General features: G+C 54.4%; 14 protein-coding genes. 3 read left to right on the forward strand and 11 right to left on the reverse strand.

Annotated features, from left to right (window positions below; translation table 11 throughout):
- The 11 genes from Q8O77_RS13380 to Q8O77_RS13430 all read right to left on the reverse strand — a co-directional run bounded on the left by Q8O77_RS13380 (position 1) and on the right by Q8O77_RS13430 (position 11,767).
- Complete coding sequence (locus tag Q8O77_RS13380; RefSeq protein ID WP_305553949.1) at positions 1 to 576, reverse strand: molybdenum cofactor synthesis domain-containing protein; 576 nt, start codon at positions 574 to 576, stop codon at positions 1 to 3.
- A complete protein-coding gene (locus Q8O77_RS13385; RefSeq protein WP_305553951.1) occupies positions 563 to 1,135 on the reverse strand; it encodes a molybdenum cofactor guanylyltransferase in 573 nt (190 codons plus the stop codon). Before Q8O77_RS13385 ends, Q8O77_RS13380 begins: the two co-directional genes overlap by 14 nt.
- 12 nt (positions 1,136 to 1,147) lie before the next feature.
- Positions 1,148 to 2,119, reverse strand: a complete 972-nt coding sequence (moaA, locus tag Q8O77_RS13390; protein ID WP_305553954.1) for a GTP 3',8-cyclase MoaA — start codon at positions 2,117 to 2,119, stop codon at positions 1,148 to 1,150.
- The gene (gene nirD / locus Q8O77_RS13395; RefSeq protein WP_305553957.1) at positions 2,113 to 2,511 is read right to left on the reverse strand and encodes a nitrite reductase small subunit NirD; all 399 of its coding nucleotides are present in this window, start codon (positions 2,509 to 2,511) and stop codon (positions 2,113 to 2,115) included. The genes moaA and nirD overlap by 7 nt, the downstream gene beginning before the upstream one ends.
- Complete coding sequence (gene nirB, locus Q8O77_RS13400; protein WP_305553960.1) at positions 2,508 to 5,060, reverse strand: nitrite reductase large subunit NirB; 2,553 nt, start codon at positions 5,058 to 5,060, stop codon at positions 2,508 to 2,510. The genes nirD and nirB overlap by 4 nt, the downstream gene beginning before the upstream one ends.
- Positions 5,061 to 5,070: 10 nt before the next feature.
- Positions 5,071 to 6,402, reverse strand: coding sequence for an NAD(P)/FAD-dependent oxidoreductase (locus tag Q8O77_RS13405; protein ID WP_305553963.1), 1,332 nt, complete (start codon positions 6,400 to 6,402; stop codon positions 5,071 to 5,073).
- A complete protein-coding gene (locus Q8O77_RS13410; RefSeq protein WP_305553966.1) occupies positions 6,399 to 7,289 on the reverse strand; it encodes an ABC transporter ATP-binding protein in 891 nt (296 codons plus the stop codon). The genes Q8O77_RS13405 and Q8O77_RS13410 overlap by 4 nt, the downstream gene beginning before the upstream one ends.
- A gap of 31 nt (positions 7,290 to 7,320) precedes the next feature.
- A complete protein-coding gene (locus tag Q8O77_RS13415) occupies positions 7,321 to 8,307 on the reverse strand; it encodes an ABC transporter permease (protein ID WP_305553969.1) in 987 nt (328 codons plus the stop codon).
- Positions 8,308 to 8,345: 38 nt separating this feature from the next.
- Positions 8,346 to 9,695: a CmpA/NrtA family ABC transporter substrate-binding protein gene (locus tag Q8O77_RS13420; RefSeq protein WP_305553972.1), complete on the reverse strand. Its 1,350-nt coding sequence runs from the start codon at positions 9,693 to 9,695 to the stop codon at positions 8,346 to 8,348.
- Positions 9,696 to 9,980: 285 nt separating this feature from the next.
- Positions 9,981 to 11,129, reverse strand: coding sequence for a CmpA/NrtA family ABC transporter substrate-binding protein (locus Q8O77_RS13425; RefSeq protein ID WP_305553975.1), 1,149 nt, complete (start codon positions 11,127 to 11,129; stop codon positions 9,981 to 9,983).
- Positions 11,126 to 11,767, reverse strand: a complete 642-nt coding sequence (locus Q8O77_RS13430) for an ANTAR domain-containing response regulator (RefSeq protein WP_305553978.1) — start codon at positions 11,765 to 11,767, stop codon at positions 11,126 to 11,128. Before Q8O77_RS13430 ends, Q8O77_RS13425 begins: the two co-directional genes overlap by 4 nt.
- Positions 11,768 to 12,099: 332 nt before the next feature.
- Here Q8O77_RS13430 and Q8O77_RS13435 point away from each other — a divergent pair, with 332 nt between their 5' ends.
- From Q8O77_RS13435 to Q8O77_RS13445, 3 genes are all read left to right on the forward strand, one after another.
- Positions 12,100 to 14,817: a nitrate reductase gene (locus tag Q8O77_RS13435; RefSeq protein ID WP_305553981.1), complete on the forward strand. Its 2,718-nt coding sequence runs from the start codon at positions 12,100 to 12,102 to the stop codon at positions 14,815 to 14,817.
- Between the two features lie 2 nt (positions 14,818 to 14,819).
- Positions 14,820 to 15,620 carry a uroporphyrinogen-III C-methyltransferase gene (gene cobA / locus Q8O77_RS13440; RefSeq protein ID WP_305553984.1) on the forward strand — a complete coding sequence of 267 codons (801 nt, stop codon included), beginning with the start codon at positions 14,820 to 14,822 and terminating at the stop codon, positions 15,618 to 15,620.
- 107 nt (positions 15,621 to 15,727) lie between these two features.
- Positions 15,728 to 17,263 (forward strand): carbon-nitrogen hydrolase family protein, encoded by a 1,536-nt coding sequence (locus Q8O77_RS13445; RefSeq protein WP_305553986.1) that lies wholly within the window; start codon positions 15,728 to 15,730, stop codon positions 17,261 to 17,263.
- Positions 17,264 to 17,320 lie beyond the last annotated feature (57 nt).

Raw genomic sequence — 17,320 nt, forward strand, 5'->3', positions numbered from 1 at the left:
TTAAGCTCCACAGCTTTGGCTTGGGCTGTTTTTTACATGGGCAACAAAGTTACTTTTTATATGTGCAACAAAGTTGCACGGCCCGGTTCTGCTATCTAACTGCGGTAAAATCAGTTGCTGCATCGCAAGGGTGCAGGCTGAGCCTGAGCTTGGCATGGCAAAGATCAGGGTGCCGTTGGCCAGGCCTGCCAGAGCGCCGGATTGCAGCGCGGCTGAGCCCAGCTGGTTAAACGATAACAGGCGAAACAGCTCACCAAAACCCGGTACCGGGCTGTCGAGCAGCGGCGTTAGCGCTTCTACTGCGCAGTTAGTGTGATGAAAACCGGTGCCGCCATTAATCAGCACCACCTGAATGGTATCGCTGGCGATCCACTGGCTTAGCGTAGCGCGCAGCTGGTACTTGTTATTTGGCAGTAATGCCCGGTCAACTAACTGATGATCGGCACTTTGCAAAAGCGTACACAGCAAATCGCCGCTGCTGTCACTTGTGTTGTAGTTGCCGCTGCTGCGGCTGTCCGATACTGTTAGTACGGCAATTTGCAGCGGATAAAACCGGCTTAAATCAGGCTTGGGCATACAGGCTCCCGTGATTAACTAATGCAAGACATTGCTGCCAGTCTGTTGGCGTATTGGTATTGAGTAATTCTGTTATTGGCGCTGGCAGGGCTACTGCATTAAGGCTGCTTAGCAGCGCTTTTACCGAGCGCTGACCGCTTTGCAGTTGCGCACTAATTAGGGCGCTAAGTCCCGTATTTACCGGCAACACGCAAGGCAGTGGGCTATTTGCAAAGTAACCGGCGGCGCCATTGGCGTGTTGCAATAACTGCCGCAGGCTAGCTGGGTTTAACAGCGGTGTATCAATAGGCAGTACCAGTAACTGTGTGCTGCTGCAGTGTTGCAGCGCCGCTAAAATACCGGTTAAAGGTCCTTGTGCCTGCGTTGACTCATCGTCGGCAATAAAGCCCGGTTGGTTGCGGCTAATCAGCACTTCAGCTGCACCGCTATCCAGTGCCAGTTGCTGCATATGCTCAAGTAAGCTTTTGCCATTAAGTTGCAGCAGCGCTTTATCCTGGCCCATACGGCTGGATTGACCGCCGGCTAAAATCAGTGCGCTAAATGGCATATTGCTACTCATGTTAGCCACCTGTTATCCACCGATCTGGGCCAAATGCCGGGTGCTGCCGCTATAATCCTGCGCCAGCTGATGGCTGAAGGCTTTGCCTTGCACCGCTTGTTGTAAAAAGCGCATCAAAGGCGCGCTATCATCGCTTTGCAGCAGGCTGCGCAAGTCCTGATGGCTGTCGGTAAACAGGCATAAATACAGCGCGCCGGTGCTGGATACCCGCAGCCGGTTGCAATCGGCACAGAAGTCTTTGCTGTAGGGCATAATCAGGCCGAGCTGGCCCTGATAATCCGGGTGCGAATACTCCAGCGCCGGGCCGTCGGTTTTCGCTTTGGCGTTTAGCTGCCAGCCCTGTGCCAGTAGCTGTTGCTGAATGCCGGCGCCACTTAAATGCTGGCGTTGGTAAAAGCCGGCATTGTCACCGGTGCGCATCAGCTCGATAAAGCGCAGCGCGATATCCTGCTGCTGAATAAACTTAAGAAAATCCGGCAGCGCCAACGCATTGTGTTGCTTTAACAGCACGGTATTAATTTTCACCTGCTTAATACCAATGGCTTTAGCGTGCGCTATGCCGTCTAAGATATCGGCAAGTTTGTCCTGACCGGTAACCAGATGAAAAGTATCGGCATCTAAGCTATCGACACTGACATTAACTGCATCCAGCCCGGCTTGCTGCCAGGCCAGCGCATCGCGTTTTAAGCGATAGCCGTTAGTCGTCAGCACCACTTTTTCAATACCGGGCACGGCTTTGCAGGTAGCGATAATTTCAGTTAAGTCTTTACGCAGCGATGGCTCGCCGCCGGTAATACGTACCTTGCGGGTACCCAGTTTGGCAAAGGCGGTGACTAAACGGCGGATTTCAGTCAGGTTAAGCTCGCCGCTACGGCTGTTGCAGTCATTACCATCAGGCAGGCAATAGCTGCAACGAAAATTGCAGCTTTCAGTGACAGACAGCCGTAAATAACTGAATTGCCGTGCATAGCCATCGCTTAGCATCCACGCGGCTCCACCATGCGATCGGGCGATAACCACACCTGGCCATCCCGTAACTGCACAGTAAATACCTGTAATTTCAGTGTGCTGTCGCTTAAGCACTGGCCATCGCTGAGCCGGTACTGCTGCTTGTGTAGTGGCGCGGCGATATAAAAATCGCCACCGCTTTCACCAATCAGGCCATGCGCTATTACTGGTGCGCCTGTCGCAGGGTCGATATGGCTAACGCCATACAACTCGACTGCCTGGCCGGGCAGGTAAAACAGCGCTATCGCATGCTGACCAAAACGCGCCGCCACGCCGGAAAATGGCACTAAATCTTGCTGATGACACAATAAAGCCGGCTGTTGTTGTACGCCGGATTGACTGTCTAAGGCATAGGCAAGCTGGCTCATAGGCTGGTCTCCTTACTGTCGATTTTGAGCTGACGGGTGGGAATAAGCTGGCCGCGTTCCGGCACAAAGCCAAACTCGCTGCGCGCCGGGGCTGCGGCATTAACATAACTGTTAAAGCGGGCGCGCTGCGCCGGGTCATTCAGCACGGTTTGCCATTCGCATTGGTAGTTGCTAATTAACAGCTGCATCTGCGCTTCGAGCTCTGCAGCTAATCCTAAGCTGTCGTTAATAATCACATCGCGCAGATACTCCAGGCCACCTTCGAGGTTATTCATCCAGGTGGCGGTGCGCTGCAGGCGGTCAGCGGTTTTGATATAAAACATCAGCAACCGGTCGATATAGCTCAGCAGTTGTTCGTCGGTTAAGTCGGTAGCAAATAAGTCAGCATGGCGCGGCTTCATGCCGCCATTGCCGCAGACATATAGGTTCCAGCCATTTTCAGTGGCAATAACGCCGACATCTTTGCTTTGGGCTTCAGCGCATTCGCGGGTGCAGCCGGATACGGCCATTTTAATTTTGTGCGGTGCGCGCACGCCCTTGTAGCGGTTCTCCAGCAAAATGGCCATGCTGACGCTGTCTTGCACGCCATAACGACACCAGGTACTGCCAACGCAGGATTTTACCGTGCGTAGCGACTTGCCATAGGCATGGCCGGTTTCAAAGCCGGCATCAATCAGCTGTTGCCAGATCAGCGGCAGCTGATCCAGGGTGGCGCCAAATAAATCGATGCGCTGGCCGCCGGTGATCTTGGTATACAGCTGATATTGCTCCGCCACTTTGCCGATGCTGATCAGCATCGTTGGGGTAATTTCACCGCCCGGAATGCGCGGCACCACCGAGTAGGTGCCGTTTTTCTGCATATTGGCCAGGAACGTATCGTTGGTGTCTTGCAGCGCGACATGCGGTTTGGCCAGCACCGGCTCGTTCCAGCAACTGGCCAGAATAGACGCCACCGCCGGTTTACAGATCTCGCAGCCGTGGCCACGGCCATGGCGCTGTATCAGCTGATTAAAGGTTTTAATACCATCGACCCGAACCAGATGATACAGCTGTTGGCGGCTGTAGCTAAAGTGCTCGCACAGATCGGTGCTTACCGCCACACCGCGGGCCGTCAGTTCGTGCTCGACCACGCTTTTCAGTAGCGCAGCGCAGCCACCACAGCCGGTGGCGGCCTTAGTGCAGCTTTTAATACCGGCTAAGTCCTGCACGCCGCTATCGAGCGCGGCACAAATGGCGCCTTTACTGACATTATGACAAGAGCACAGTGTGGCCGTAGCGGGCAGAGCCGCCGGGCCCAGCAGCGGCTTGCCGCTTGTTTGCGGCAGGATCAGGCTTTGTGGCTCGCCAGGCAAAGCAATACCGTTCAGCGCATATTGCAACAACGTATCGTAGTAGCTGTTATCGCCAACCAGCACCGCACCCAATAGCTGTTTGCCATCAGGGCTTAACACTAATTTACGGTACTCGCCAGCTAAGTCATTGCGATAACGCAGGCTGATGCTACCCGGTGTGCGGCCATGCGCATCGCCGATAGAACCAACATCCACGCCCAGCAGTTTCAGTTTGGTCGACATATCGGCGCCGGTAAAGCTTTGGCTGTTATCGCCAGCCAGCACCGCTGCGGCAGTGCGCGCCATCTGATAACCGGGCGCTACCAGGCCAAATAACTGGCCCTGATACAGCGCACATTCGCCAATGGCATAAATATCGGCATCACTGGTTTGGCACTGGTTGTTGATAACGATGCCGCCGCGTGCACCCAGCTCTAAGCCGGCGTCTTTACCAAGCTGGTCTTGTGGTCGGATACCCGCGGAGAACACAATCAGATCGGTTTGTAGCAGGCTGCCATCGCTAAAATTCAGCTGCAAACGCTGCTCTGTGCCTTCTGTAATACTGCTGGTGGCTTTGTCGGTATGTACGCTAACGCCTAACTGCTCAATTTTATTGCGCAGCAGCTCGCCGCCGTCTTTGTCCAGTTGCACCGGCATTAATTGCGGCGCAAATTCCACTACATGGGCCTCTAAGCCTTGCAGCTTCAGCGCATTGGCCGCTTCGAGGCCCAGCAGGCCGCCGCCGATTACCACGCCGACTTTGGCATCCTTGCTGCTGGCACTGATCGCTTCAAGATCAGCAATGGTGCGGTACACCAGGCAGTGGGCGTTATCGTTACCGGCAATTGGCGGTACAAAGGGGTAAGAGCCGGTGGCCAGTACCAGCTTGTCGTAAAAATAGCGCGCTTTAGCGGTGCTGACCGTTTTGGCGTCGCGGTCAATCGCCAACACCGGCTCGTCCAGCTTTAAGGTGACATTGTTATCGCTATAGAAACTGTCAGCGGCCAGTTGCAGTTTGCCGGCATTGCCATCACTGAAGTAGTCAGATAAATGCACTCTGTCGTAAGCAGGCCTGTCCTCGCCGGCAAATACCGTGAGTTGCCAGTCGCAGTCGTCGTGCTGGTGCGCTGCTTGTTGCGAGAGCCACTGCTCAATAAAATGCTGGCCAACCATACCATTGCCGATTACCAGCAGTTGTTTTGTGATGCTTGTTGTCATAATAGTGCTCCTAGGCCGCGTCTTGTTGTTGTGGTTCGCTGACAGCGGCGGGCGTTGCTGTGCTGTTGATCAGGCCGGGTTCGACTTTGCCAAGCAACAGCGCGCTGCGACAGCCATGATAGGGCTGTTGTTGCTTAATCAGCTGGCTGAGTTGTTGGCTCAGGCCGGTGTCGCCATACAGCACGGCGCCGACTAAATAAGGCCCACGCCACCACAGTCGGCGGTATTCATTAAGCTCAGCATCCAGATAATCGGTGCAGGCATCAAAACTGCCGGCATTGGCACAGAGCGTGGCAATATCGCCACAGGAGCTAAGTGCAATACCGCTGATTTTCAGCTGAGTTGCAGCGTGTTCGCTGCAATAAGCTGCAGGTTTGCCGCACAGTGTTTGCGCCAGCTGTGTCGCCTGCGCGTTAATTGGCGCTACTAAACCAAAGGTTTCGCCGTTAAGCTCAATACATTCGCCCAGCGCATAAATGGCGCTGTCTGAGCTTTGTAAGTTGCGGTTAACGATGATGCCGTGTTTAACGCTAAGACCAGACTGCTGTGCCAGGCCGATATTCGGGCGAATGCCCAGTGCCAGCACCACTAAATCGGCTTTTAACTGCTGACCGCTTTTCAGCGCCACAGACTGCAACTGGCCGCGGCGATAGTTAAGGCTGCTGATTTCGCTGTTGGTGATAATATTTAAGCCACGCTGCATCAGCTGTTGTTGCAATAAACCGGCGGCGCTGGCATCAAGCTGACGGTTTAGCAAATAAGCACCGCGCTGCAACAGGCTAACCTGCATGCCGAGTTTACGCAGGCCTTCGGCGGCTTCCAGACCGAGAAAACCACCGCCTACCACCACGGCATGTTGTAATTGCTGGCCGGCCAGACGCAGCGTGGCTAAATCCTGCCAGTTACGAAAATGACAAATAGCCGGGCGCAAGGTCCGGTTGCTATCGTTGGCATTATTGTTGGCATTATTGTTGGCATTCTTGTTGGCATAACCCGGTGTCAGCGGCAGGGCACCACAAGCCAGCACCAGTTGCCGGTAACGGCGGTAGCGGCCGTGGCGGCTGACCACTAACTTGCGCTCGCGATCGATCAGCACCACCGCATCATCGCAAATCAGCTCGATATTGTGCTCAGCGTACCAATCCGGGCGTACCAGTTCGGCGGCGCTGTCTGGCAGCTCGTTGCTTAGCAGGCTGGACAGCAGCACACGGTTGTAGGCCGGCTTAGCTTCAGCGCCAAAAACCACTATCCTTGCCGGCCGGTTCGGCTGTTGCACTAACTCTGCCAGCAGGCGCTGACAGGCCATGCCATTGCCGATAATAATCAGCTCTGCTTCTGTCATGCCCGTTTCTCCTCTGCCGCCAGCTTTACCGGGGCTTTGGCAGGCGCTTTTGCCGCAGGTTTTACAGGGCTTTTTGCAGCATCAGCTTTAGGCAATACTTCCACTTTGCGCTGCTTTTCATACAAAAAGCTCAGCACCTGGTGGCGGTAATGGTTGTAGGTGGCGCAATCGGCCAGCGCGATGCGGTTGCGTGGTCGCGGCAGCTCAATCTGCAGTATTTCGCCGATGGTAGCGGCCGGGCCGTTGGTCATCATCACAATGCGGTCCGATAACAGCACCGCTTCATCGACATCGTGGGTGATCATAATCACGGTGTTATTCAGCCTGGCCTGTATTTCCATCAGCGAGTCCTGTAAATGAGCGCGGGTTAGCGCATCCAGGGCACCAAACGGCTCGTCCATCAGCAGTACCTGCGGTTGCATCGCTAAGGCGCGGGCAATACCAACGCGCTGCTTCATACCTCCGGAAATCTCCGCCGGGCGCTTATCGCGGGCATGACTCATTTGCACCAGCGCCAGGTTATGCTCAATCCAGTCGCGCATTTCACTTTTGTTTTTCTGGCCGCGAAACACTTGCTTTACTGCCAGCTCCACATTCTGGTACACGCTAAGCCAGGGCAGCAGCGAGTGGTTTTGAAACACCACAGCGCGCTCCGGCCCGGGCGCATTGACTTCTTTTTGGTTTAAAATCACGCCGCCGGCGCTTGCCTGCAGCAAGCCGGCGACCAGATTCAGTACCGTTGATTTACCGCAACCGGAGTGGCCAATCAGGCTGATAAATTCGCCTTTAGCGATATCCAGATTAACGTTTTGCAGCGCGACAAAAGGCCCTTTGGGCGTGGGGAAGCTGATACCCAGTTGGCTTAGTTCTAAATGTGGTTTTTGCATAGCTGTTTTCCTTGTCCGTTACCTGCTTTCGTTACCTGAGCTGCGCGCTCTTATCCCAGTTCACCCGCTGCTGCAGTTGTAACATCAGCCGATCCAGCGCATAGCCAATTAAGCCAATCACCAGCACGGCGACACAGATGCGGCTGAGCGAGTCGGACGAGCCGTTTTGAAATTCATCCCAGACAAATTTGCCCAGGCCCGGGTTTTGCGCCAGCATCTCAGCGGCGATCAGCACCATCCAGGCAATACCAAGTGATAAGCGCAGGCCGGTAAAGATCATCGGCACCGCCGAGGGCAACACAATGCGCCGCACATGCGTCAGCCAGTTCAGCTGCAACACGCGGCTGACGTTTTGTAAATCGGGCGAGATATTACTGACGCCAACAATGGTGTTAAGCAGAGTGGGCCACAACGAGCACAGCGTAACGGTAAATACCGACACCAAAAACGAGCGCGCAAACAGCGGCTGCTCGCTTTGATACAAGGCGCTGACCAAAATGGTCACCAGTGGCAACCAGGCCAGTGGCGATACCGGCTTAAACAACTGAATAAGCGGATTAAAGGCGCTGTACAGCCTGGGGCTTAGCCCGATAACAATACCGGCCGGTATTGCCAGCATTGATGCCAGCACAAAGCCGGTTAGTACCGTGTACAGGCTGGTAAAAATCTGGCTGAAAAAGGTCGGCCGGCCGTTATAGGGCCGCACACTAACCACCGCTTCGGAGTTAGCGGCCAGGGTGGCGGTATTACGCTCAAGCTGACGTTGAAAAAAGGCAGCTTCCCGCGCTTTTTCTGCCTTATGCTCAGCCACCAGGCCGGACCATTGTTGTGCTACCTGCATCGGCCCGGGAAAACTGCCCAGTGAAGTCGTGATCTGGCTGGCCAGCAGTTGCCACAGCAGCACAAACACGGCAATGCCGGCGGCCGATAACAGGCTTTGTTTCAGCCAACGGGTCAGTTGCTGCTGGCCCGGTAAATAGCTTTGCACCCGCGACCACTGCGTTGGAATAGCGCTCATTGTTAGGCTCCTGTTATCCTTTTGCCGTTGGCAAATCGTTAATCTTTCTGGCCAATAGCAAATTGCTGCAAATAGGCATTTGGCGTTGTGGCATCAAACTGTTTGCCGTCGATAAAGCGGGTGGCATCAACCGGTCTGTAGCCCGTTTCAGCGCTAAAATCGGGAAAGTCAGCCGCAGTAAGCTTGCCCTCGGCAATCAGCGCTTTGGCCGCTCGCTGGTACAGCGCCGGTTGAAACACCTGTTTGGCGATATCCTGGTACCAGCTGTCCGGTTTGGCGTCGCTGATTTGGCCCCAGCGCCGCATCTGGCTTAGATACCAGATAGCATCTGAGTAATAGGGGTAGGTAGCGTGGTAACGGAAGAACACATTAAAGTCCGGCGTTTCGCGGACATCGTCGCGCTCATAGGCAAACACCCCGGTCATGCTGTTGGCAATAACGTTTTCGTCGGCACCGACATAAAACGGCTGCGAAATCAGTTTGGCTGCCGCGGCGCGGTTGGCGTTGTTATCGGCATCCAGCCAATGGCCTGCGCGGATCAGTGCTTTTACCAGATGAAAATGGGTTTCGGGGTAACGCTGTGCCCAGCTTTGGCTGACGCCGAAGATTTTCTCTGCCAGGTTAGTGTGAATATCGTAATTAGTGACTAAGGGCACGCCCAAATCACGCAGTACCGCCTGCTGGTTCCATGGCTCACCAACGCAGTAACCATCGATGGTACCGGCTTCCATTGTCGCCGGCATTTGCGGCGGCGGGGTAACAGAGAGCAACACATCCGCTTTTAGCTGGCCGCTGTTATCGCCGTTTTGCGGTGCATAAAAGCCCGGGTGTACGCCACCGGCGGCCAGCCAGTAACGCAGCTCGTAGTTATGGCTCGATACCGGAAATACCATACCAAACTGCAGTTTTTTACCCTGTTTGGTTTTTGCCGCCAGCGCCGGCTGCAGCGCATCGGCCGCGACCGGATAACGCGGTTTGCCAGCACTATTGCGTGCCACCTGCGGCGCTATTTGCTGCCATACGGCGTTGCTAACGGTGCAGGCATTGCCGTTCAAATCCATGACAAAGGCGGTTTGCATCGCCGCCCGGGTGCCTATGCCGATACTGGCAGCCAGGGCCTGACCGGCCAGCATATGGGCACCATCGAGCTGGCCGTCTATCACGCGGTCCAGCAGTACCTTCCAGTTGGCCTGGGCTTCTAACTGCACATACAGGCCTTCATCTTCAAAGTAACCGCGCTCCAGCGCTACCGCCAGCGGCGCCATATCGGTCAGCTTTATAAAGCCAAGCTTTAAATCCGGTTTTTCCGGTGCGGCCCATGCTTGCAGGCTAAGGCTTAAGCCGAGGGCCAGCAGCAGGCGGCTTGTCTTACGATATGGCTGTGTCATCTATGCTGTCCTTTGTTATTAAACGCTTTATAAAAGCAGGGCGAAAAAAAACGCCATCTGGCTGCACCCAGTTGCGGATACAGCCAGATGGCGCCTTTGCCATTAAGCTCTTTAGTGTTATTTAACCCGGTTGCGTCTTTGCAACCTGTGCGTTAAACAAAGCAGTTAGTGTGCCAGCTTTAAAATGTGTTTATTTTCAATTATTTAATTATTTTCAGTAACGTGCACCAGCAGTGTTCAGGCACAATAACGGTGCAATTTGCACCAGCATGGCTCTTGCTGTCGCTATAACTGCATACCAAACAGCAGGCCATCAATAAAGCGGCTACCGTCACCTTTGCTGCCAACTTCGCCCTCCAGCCGCCAGTCTGCTGAGGGTGCGCTAAAGCCCAGGTTGGCGGCGACCTGGCGGTATAAATCCGGCCGGTATACTTGCTGCAACAGCGGCTGATTAAGCGGCCCTTGCCATTGCTGCAGGTTGCGCATTTGCTGCAAGATAAAAGCACCCTGCGAGCGCCACGGTATATTCAGCGCGGCGCCAAAAAACGCCTGAGGTATCACCGGGTTAAACAGGCGGCTGCTAGTCAGGCCACTGTCTGCCAGGGCTAAATACTGCGGCTGTGCCAGCCAGTGCCATAGCTGTGCCGTTTTATCGCTGTTGCTTTGGATGTCGTGCAGCCAGTAGCATGCTTGTAGCAGTGCAGTAAGCACCGCCAGATAACACTCTGGTTGGTTGTCAGCAAACTGCTGGCTGACGGCAAACACCTTTTCCTGCCAGTTGTGCCACAACTGATCGCAACTGGTAACAATGCGACCGTGGTCGCTTAACTGCGCCAGGCTGCTCCAGGGCTCACCGACACAAAAGCCGTCAATAGTGCCGCTGGCCAGTTGTGCAGCCATGGCTGCCGGGGCTACGCCTATCACTTCTACCTGGCGGGCGCTGATGCCGGCGGTGCTTAACCAGTAATGCAGCTGATAATGATGACAGGAATAAGGTGATACGGTGGCCAGCCGCAGTGGCTGTCGTTGTTGCTGCGATTGTTGTAACAGATACTGCTGCAGCGCCTTGCCGCTGGCCAGCGGGCAGGGCAGTGTGGCCGGATCCAGATCCAGCTGTTGCAGCAGGCGGCTCGATAAGGTTATCGCATTGCCGCCACTGCTTAGCACCAGGGCAGTGGTCATCGGTACGGCTGCGGCGCCCAGGCCTAAACTTGAGGCCAGTGGCAAGGGCGCTATCATCTGCGCGCCGTCTAATACGCCAAAGGCGACTTTATCGCGGATACTGGCCCAGGACGCTTCGCGCTGCAGCGACACATTCAGCCCTTGTGCGGCAAACAGCCCGAGCTCTTTGGCCACTATTAACGGTGCGGCATCCAGTAGCGGCACAAAGCCCAGCGTTAGTGTCTGTTGTCCGACCCGATAAAGCGTGGTCATAGTGCCTCCAGAATAGCAATCACATCTTTGGCGACGTCGGCCATTTTTTGTTGCCGGTCCATCGCCAGCTTACGCAGGGTGCTAAAGGCTTTGGCTTCGTCCATCTGTTGCTTTTTCATCAGTAAACGCTTGGCTTTATCGATTAATTGCTGCTCTGCTAACTGGTTCTGGCTGCTGTGCAGCTGCTGGCGCAATTGTTGAAACTCATTAAAACGCGCCACGGCGACATCAATAATCGGCTTTACCCGCTTTGCCGTTAAGCCATCAACAATATAGGCGCTGACGCCGGCCTGAATCGCCAGCTTAATGCTGTCGGCGCTGTCGGGATTGTCATTCGGCCCGGCAAAAAACACGATAGGCTTGGGGTTATGCTGGCTTATTATCGTCATATGCTCCAGCGTATCGCGATCGGGCGAGTCCATATCAATAATAATAATGTCCGGCTGCACCCGCTCCACATGATAACGCAGCGCAGCGGTGCTGGTTAGCCGGCACACTACCTGATAGCCATGCTGTGCCAATGCCTGCTCTACCAGCAGGGCGCGGTCGGTTTCATCATCTACCAGCATCACTGATAACGGCGTTTTATCCACTGTACTGCTGTCTGCCTTTGCGTTGTTGTAACGGCTATGTAGCAAGAGCTGTTCCAGCGCACTGCATTTAGCGTCATGGCTGGGCTGACGCCGGCATAACTCATTTTGGCGGCATAAATAAAGCGGCTGAATGCCCTTATTTGGTGCAGGCTGCACTGTACTAAGGCGCAACAGGCGGGCGTTGTAACGGTGGTTTTTTAGTAACTTATTGATAATAAATAAAGTTACGGATTGGCATCGTGCTTGCAAATATTTGGGTGCACTAAGATTTAATAATAAAGCATAAGTATATCGAGCAATGGCGCTCGCTATGTTATCCGGTTGTCCGGCTAACATAGCGGGCGTTTTTTTTGCCTGTTCGGAGATGGCCCAAACGCATGAGCAACATTCTAACGATATGCCCCTATTGCGGCGTCGGCTGTGGTATCCGCGCCAGCGCGGCAACTGAGGACCCGCAGCAGTCCATTACTGTGCAGGGCGATAGCAGCCATCCGGCGAATTTCGGCCGGCTTTGTGTTAAAGGCAGTGCGCTGGCGCAAACGCTGGGTGATAGCGGCCGTTTATTGCAGCCGCAGGTTAACGGTGCTGACTGCGACTGGCCAACGGCCATTAACGCTGTGGCACAGGGCTTACAGCAAACCATAGCGGAGCATGGCCCGGGCGCGGTGGCGATGTATTTATCCGGCCAGTTGTTGACCGAAGATTACTATGTCGCCAATAAACTGATGAAAGGCTTTATCGGCAGTGCGCATGTCGATACCAACTCCAGGCTATGTATGGCATCGACCGTGGCCGGGCATAAGCGCGCCTTTGGTGCCGACGTGGTGCCAGGCTGCTATGACGATATTGAACAGGCGCGGCTGTTTGTGCTGGTGGGCGCTAATATGGCGTGGAACCATCCGGTATTATTTGGCCGCATTCAGGCCGTGTTGCAGGCCAACTCAGAGGCTAAGTTAGTAGTGATTGACCCACGGCGCAGTGCCAGCTGTGAAGCTGCACAGCTGCATTTAAAGCTGCGCCCGGGCTCAGACGTGTTGCTGTTTAATGGTTTACTCAGTTTTCTGGCTGAGCAGGGCAAGCTTGATCATCGTTTTATCAATTTACATACCGGGGGTTTTGCCCAAGCGTTAGCCAGTGCGCAGCTGCAAGCGGCAACAGTGGATCAGGTAGCCATTGGTTGCGATTTGCCCTTAGACCAGGTTTTGCAGTTTTACCGCTGGTTTGCTGCAGAACCGCTTAGCCTGACATTATTTTCGCAGGGGGTGAATCAGGCGGTTGATGGCACCGATAAAGTCAATGCCATTATCAACTGCCATCTGGCGACCGGCCGTATCGGCAAACCAGGCTGTGGCCCGTTTTCGCTGACCGGTCAGCCCAATGCTATGGGTGGGCGCGAAGTAGGCGGCCTGGCCAATCAGCTGGCGGCGCATATTGATTACAGCGATAAAGCGCAGCAAGCCTTAGTTGGCGAATTCTGGCAGGCGCCAAAGCTGGTAGCTACGCCCGGCTACAAAGCGGTTGAGCTGTTTGATGCCATTGAGCGCGGTGAGATAAAGGCGCTGTGGGTAATGGCGACCAATCCGCTGGTGAGTATGCCGCAGGCCGACAAAGTAAAAGCGGCGCTGGCCAAGTGCCCCTTGGTTATCGTCAGCGATATTTATCAGCATACCGATACGCTGGATGTCGCCGGCATTAAACTGCCGGCTTTGGGCTGGGGTGAGAAAGATGGCACTGTTACTAATTCTGAGCGGCGTATTTCGCGCCAGCGGGCACTGCATCCAACACCTGGCCAAGCCAAAGCCGACTGGCAGATTATCTGTGAAGTTGCTAAAGCCATGGGCTTTAACCAGGGCTTTAACTTTAGCAGCGTAGCAGAGGTTTTCGCCGAGCATGCCGCGCTGTCCGGTTATCAAAATAACGGTGAACGCGCTTTTAATATCTCGGCGCTGGCCAAGCTTAGCGCCGAGCAATACCAACAACTTACGCCAATTCAATGGCCGGTAACCCGCACCAACCCACAAGGCACAGCGCGGCTGTTTGCCGATGGCAAATTTTTTACCGCTAATGGCCGCGCACAGTTTATCGCGGTGTGCCAGCATGCGTCTAACGAGGCAGCGCCGGCCACCCCCTTATGGCTAAACAGCGGCCGCTTGCGCGATCAATGGCATACCATGACCCGCACTGGTAGCGTGGCCAGCTTAATGCAGCATACGCCGGAGCCTTTTGTTAGCTTGCACCCCTCTGATGCGGCCTTATACGGCATTAGTGAGGGCGAGCTGGTGCAATTGAGTAACGCCAGCGGCCGCTTGCTGCTGCGCGTTGATATCAGCGACAACCAGCGGCCCGGCGAGTTGTTTATACCGATGCACTGGAGCGCACAGTTTGCCAGCCAGGCGCGCGCTGATGTGCTGTTTGCCGCCGATACGGACCCCATCTCCGGCCAGCCGGCATTAAAGCTCAGCCAGGTGGCACTGCGCCGTTTTACGCCAAAATGGCAGGCCTTGCTACTGACTAAACAGCCGTTAACGGCGCAGCAACTGCAGTCATTTAATCAGCACTATCTGGCGCGGGTACCCTTGGCTAATTGCCAAAGTTACCGGCTTGGCTTAACGGATGCGCTTGACCCGCAGCAGCTGCTACAGCAACTGCAATTAACGCCAACCTTGTCGTGCAGTGACAGTCAACAAGGCCTGCAAAGCAAATTGACGGGCTATCGTGCGGCGGCTATCTGCGATAACCAGTTGCAATGGCTGTTGCTGGCCGGCACTGAATTAGCGGCTGCCGATCAGGTGTGGCTGAACCAGCAATTTGTTGCAGCGTTAAGTCTTGATAATCGCCGTCAATTGCTTAGTGCGCAGGCCGGTCAGGGTAAAACTGCCGATAACAGCGCGCTGATTTGCAGCTGCTTTAATGTGCGTAGCAAGGCGATATGCCAGGCCATTAACGATGGCGCTGACAGCACGGCTAAGCTGGGCAAGCAACTGCAGTGCGGTACCAACTGCGGCTCCTGTTTGCCGGAGCTGAGTGCCTTGTTATTGCAGCAAAAAGCTTTAAGCCGCCAACTTAATCAAGCCAATACATTGCAAGGAGCTTAATCATGACTGCAATCAACCGTAAATGTACTTCTGGCGACGTAGCGCTGGTAGGCGCCGGCCCGGGCGCGGCCGATTTACTTACCCTGCGTGCGCTTAGGCTGATTCAGCAAGCCGGTGCTGTGGTATATGACCGCTTGGTAAGCGAAGAGGTGTTGGCGCTTATTCCGGCCGGCTGTCCGTGTTTTGATGTTGGTAAAAGCCGCGGCCGGCACAATGTGTCGCAGGCAGAAATCGGTGCCTTGTTAGTGCAATTGGCGCAACAGGGTTTAAATGTAGTGCGGTTAAAAGGTGGTGACCCGGCTATTTTCGGCCGCTTAGCCGAAGAGCTGGATGCTCTCGATAGCGCCACTATCAGCTGGCAGATCGTACCCGGCATCAGCGCGGCATCCGGCTGTGCAGCGGCTACCGGCATACCGCTGACCGAGCGCGGTATTGCGCAGCAATTGCGTTTTATCAGCGCGGTGGATAAAAACAGCGACACGGCGCAAGACTGGGCCAGCCTGGCCAAGCCCGGCCAAACGCTGGTGTTTTATATGGGGTTAAGTGCGCTTAGCGAAATAAGCCGGCAGCTGATAGCGCATGGCCTGAGTGCCGACTGGCCGATGCTGTTGGTTGAAAACGGCAGCCGGTCCGGGCAGCGCCAGTTGTTAACTACGCTGGCCGATGCCGCCACGGCAGCACAAAGTATGGCATTGCAGTCACCTTGCGTAATCATGGTGGGCGAGGTAGTACGGCGGCAGCGCCAGACGGCAAAGCTGATGGGTAGTGTAAGGGCGCGCTTGGCGGCAGAAATGGCGGCGTAGCGCGGTGTCAGCATAGCTATACACCGGTTTTGCCAGGTGGCTTAACTTCTGTCAGCGGCGGCATGATGTGTTAACCTTAAGGTACGAGTGATACTACAGGAGACACCATGGAAGCGAATCATGTGGAAGTGCGCCACCTTACCCGCAAGGATATGACAGAGCTACGCGAAGCTTCAGAGCAGGTATATCAGGCCGGGCCTCTGCTTACCTGGACCGAGCCGGTGGTAAACACCTTATTAACCAAATTTCCCGACGGTCAGCTTTGCGTTTGTGTCGACGGCAAGGTAGTCGGCTGTGCCTTTTCGCTTATTATCGATTACAGCAAATTCAGTGACGAGCATACCTACGATCAAATCGTTACCGGTTATTCGTTTGCTAATCATGATCCCAACGGCGATGTGTTATACGGCATTGAGGTGTTTATTCACCCGGATTACCGTGGCCTGCGTCTGGCGCGGCGCTTGTACGATGCCCGCAAAGAACTGTGTGAAAACCTGAATTTACGCGCCATTATTGCTGGCGGCCGGATGCCGAATTATAACGAGCATTCCGCTAAGCTCAGTGCTAAACAATATATTGAAAAGGTTAAAGGCAAAGAAGTGCATGACCCGGTGCTGAGCTTTCAGCTGGCTAACGGTTTTCATGTCCGCAAATTACTCAAAGGCTATCTGCGGGGTGACACTGAGTCGCAGGAATATGCCACCTTGATCGAATGGGCCAATATTTATTACACCAAGTCCGTTAAGCTGATCAATGCGCCCAAGGCTGAAGTGCGGCTGGGGCTGGTGCAGTGGCAAATGCGCAGCATGGCCGGTATTGAGCAGCTATTTGAGCAGATGGAATTTTTTGTTGATGCGGTGTCAGATTACAAAAGTGACTTTATTCTGTTTCCCGAGCTGTTTGCCGCGCCGTTAATGGCGCACTATAACCATTTAAGTGTCACCGAGAGCATCCGTCAGCTGGCAAAGTACACTGAAACTATCCGCGATAAGTTTGTTGAATTTGCTATCTCCTACAACATTAATATTATTACCGGCAGCATGCCGTACCTGATAGACGGCAAGCTGTATAACAGCGGCTTTTTATGCCGCCGTGACGGCACCTGGGAGCAATACGATAAGGTACACGTTACCCCGGCAGAAAAACGCAACTGGGCCATGAGCGGCGGTAACCGGGTAGAAGTGTTCGACACCGACTGCGGCAAAATCGGCATTATGATTTGCTACGATGTGGAATTTCCGGAATATGCGCGGCTGTTATCCGACCAGGGCATGAATATTTTGTTTGTGCCGTTTTTAACCGACACGCAAAACGGTTACACCCGGGTACGCCACTGCGCCATGGCTCGCGCCATTGAAAACGAATGTTATGTTGCCATTGCCGGTGCGGTAGGTAACCTGGCGCGGGTGAATAATATGGATATTCAGTATGCGCAGTCGGCACTGTTTACACCGTCTGATTTCGCCTTTCCTACCACCGGTATTAAAGCTGAAGCCACACCCAACTCAGAGATGTTACTGATTGTCGATGTTGACCTGGATGCACTAAAAGAGCTGCACAGCCATGGTAGTGTGCATACCATGAAAGACCGGCGTCATGATGTGTATCAGTTGTCGCTGGTTAAGCCGCTAAATAAAAAATGATGCCGGAACCGCTAAGCCGATATCGGCCACAGCAAAGTGCAGCAAGCGTAGCAGAGT

Origin of the sequence: Rheinheimera sp. (assembly GCF_030690345.1) — a bacterium.
Classification (GTDB): Bacteria; Pseudomonadota; Gammaproteobacteria; order Enterobacterales; family Alteromonadaceae; genus Alishewanella.

Excerpts from the sequence above, each read along its gene's own strand:
- cobA (WP_305553984.1), top strand. The coding sequence starts at position 14,820 with ATGACTGCAATCAACCGTAAATGTACTTCTGGCGACGTAGCGCTGGTA.
- Q8O77_RS13445 (WP_305553986.1), top strand. The coding sequence starts at position 15,728 with ATGGAAGCGAATCATGTGGAAGTGCGCCACCTTACCCGCAAGGATATG.
- Q8O77_RS13380 (WP_305553949.1), bottom strand. The coding sequence starts at position 576 with ATGCCCAAGCCTGATTTAAGCCGGTTTTATCCGCTGCAAATTGCCGTA.
- Q8O77_RS13420 (WP_305553972.1), bottom strand. The coding sequence starts at position 9,695 with ATGACACAGCCATATCGTAAGACAAGCCGCCTGCTGCTGGCCCTCGGC.
- Q8O77_RS13415 (WP_305553969.1), bottom strand. The coding sequence starts at position 8,307 with ATGAGCGCTATTCCAACGCAGTGGTCGCGGGTGCAAAGCTATTTACCG.
- nirD (WP_305553957.1), bottom strand. The coding sequence starts at position 2,511 with ATGAGCCAGCTTGCCTATGCCTTAGACAGTCAATCCGGCGTACAACAA.
- Q8O77_RS13405 (WP_305553963.1), bottom strand. The coding sequence starts at position 6,402 with ATGACAGAAGCAGAGCTGATTATTATCGGCAATGGCATGGCCTGTCAG.
- Q8O77_RS13425 (WP_305553975.1), bottom strand. The coding sequence starts at position 11,129 with ATGACCACGCTTTATCGGGTCGGACAACAGACACTAACGCTGGGCTTT.
- moaA (WP_305553954.1), bottom strand. The coding sequence starts at position 2,119 with ATGCTAAGCGATGGCTATGCACGGCAATTCAGTTATTTACGGCTGTCT.
- Q8O77_RS13410 (WP_305553966.1), bottom strand. The coding sequence starts at position 7,289 with ATGCAAAAACCACATTTAGAACTAAGCCAACTGGGTATCAGCTTCCCC.
- nirB (WP_305553960.1), bottom strand. The coding sequence starts at position 5,060 with ATGACAACAAGCATCACAAAACAACTGCTGGTAATCGGCAATGGTATG.
- Q8O77_RS13435 (WP_305553981.1), top strand. The coding sequence starts at position 12,100 with ATGAGCAACATTCTAACGATATGCCCCTATTGCGGCGTCGGCTGTGGT.
- Q8O77_RS13385 (WP_305553951.1), bottom strand. The coding sequence starts at position 1,135 with ATGAGTAGCAATATGCCATTTAGCGCACTGATTTTAGCCGGCGGTCAA.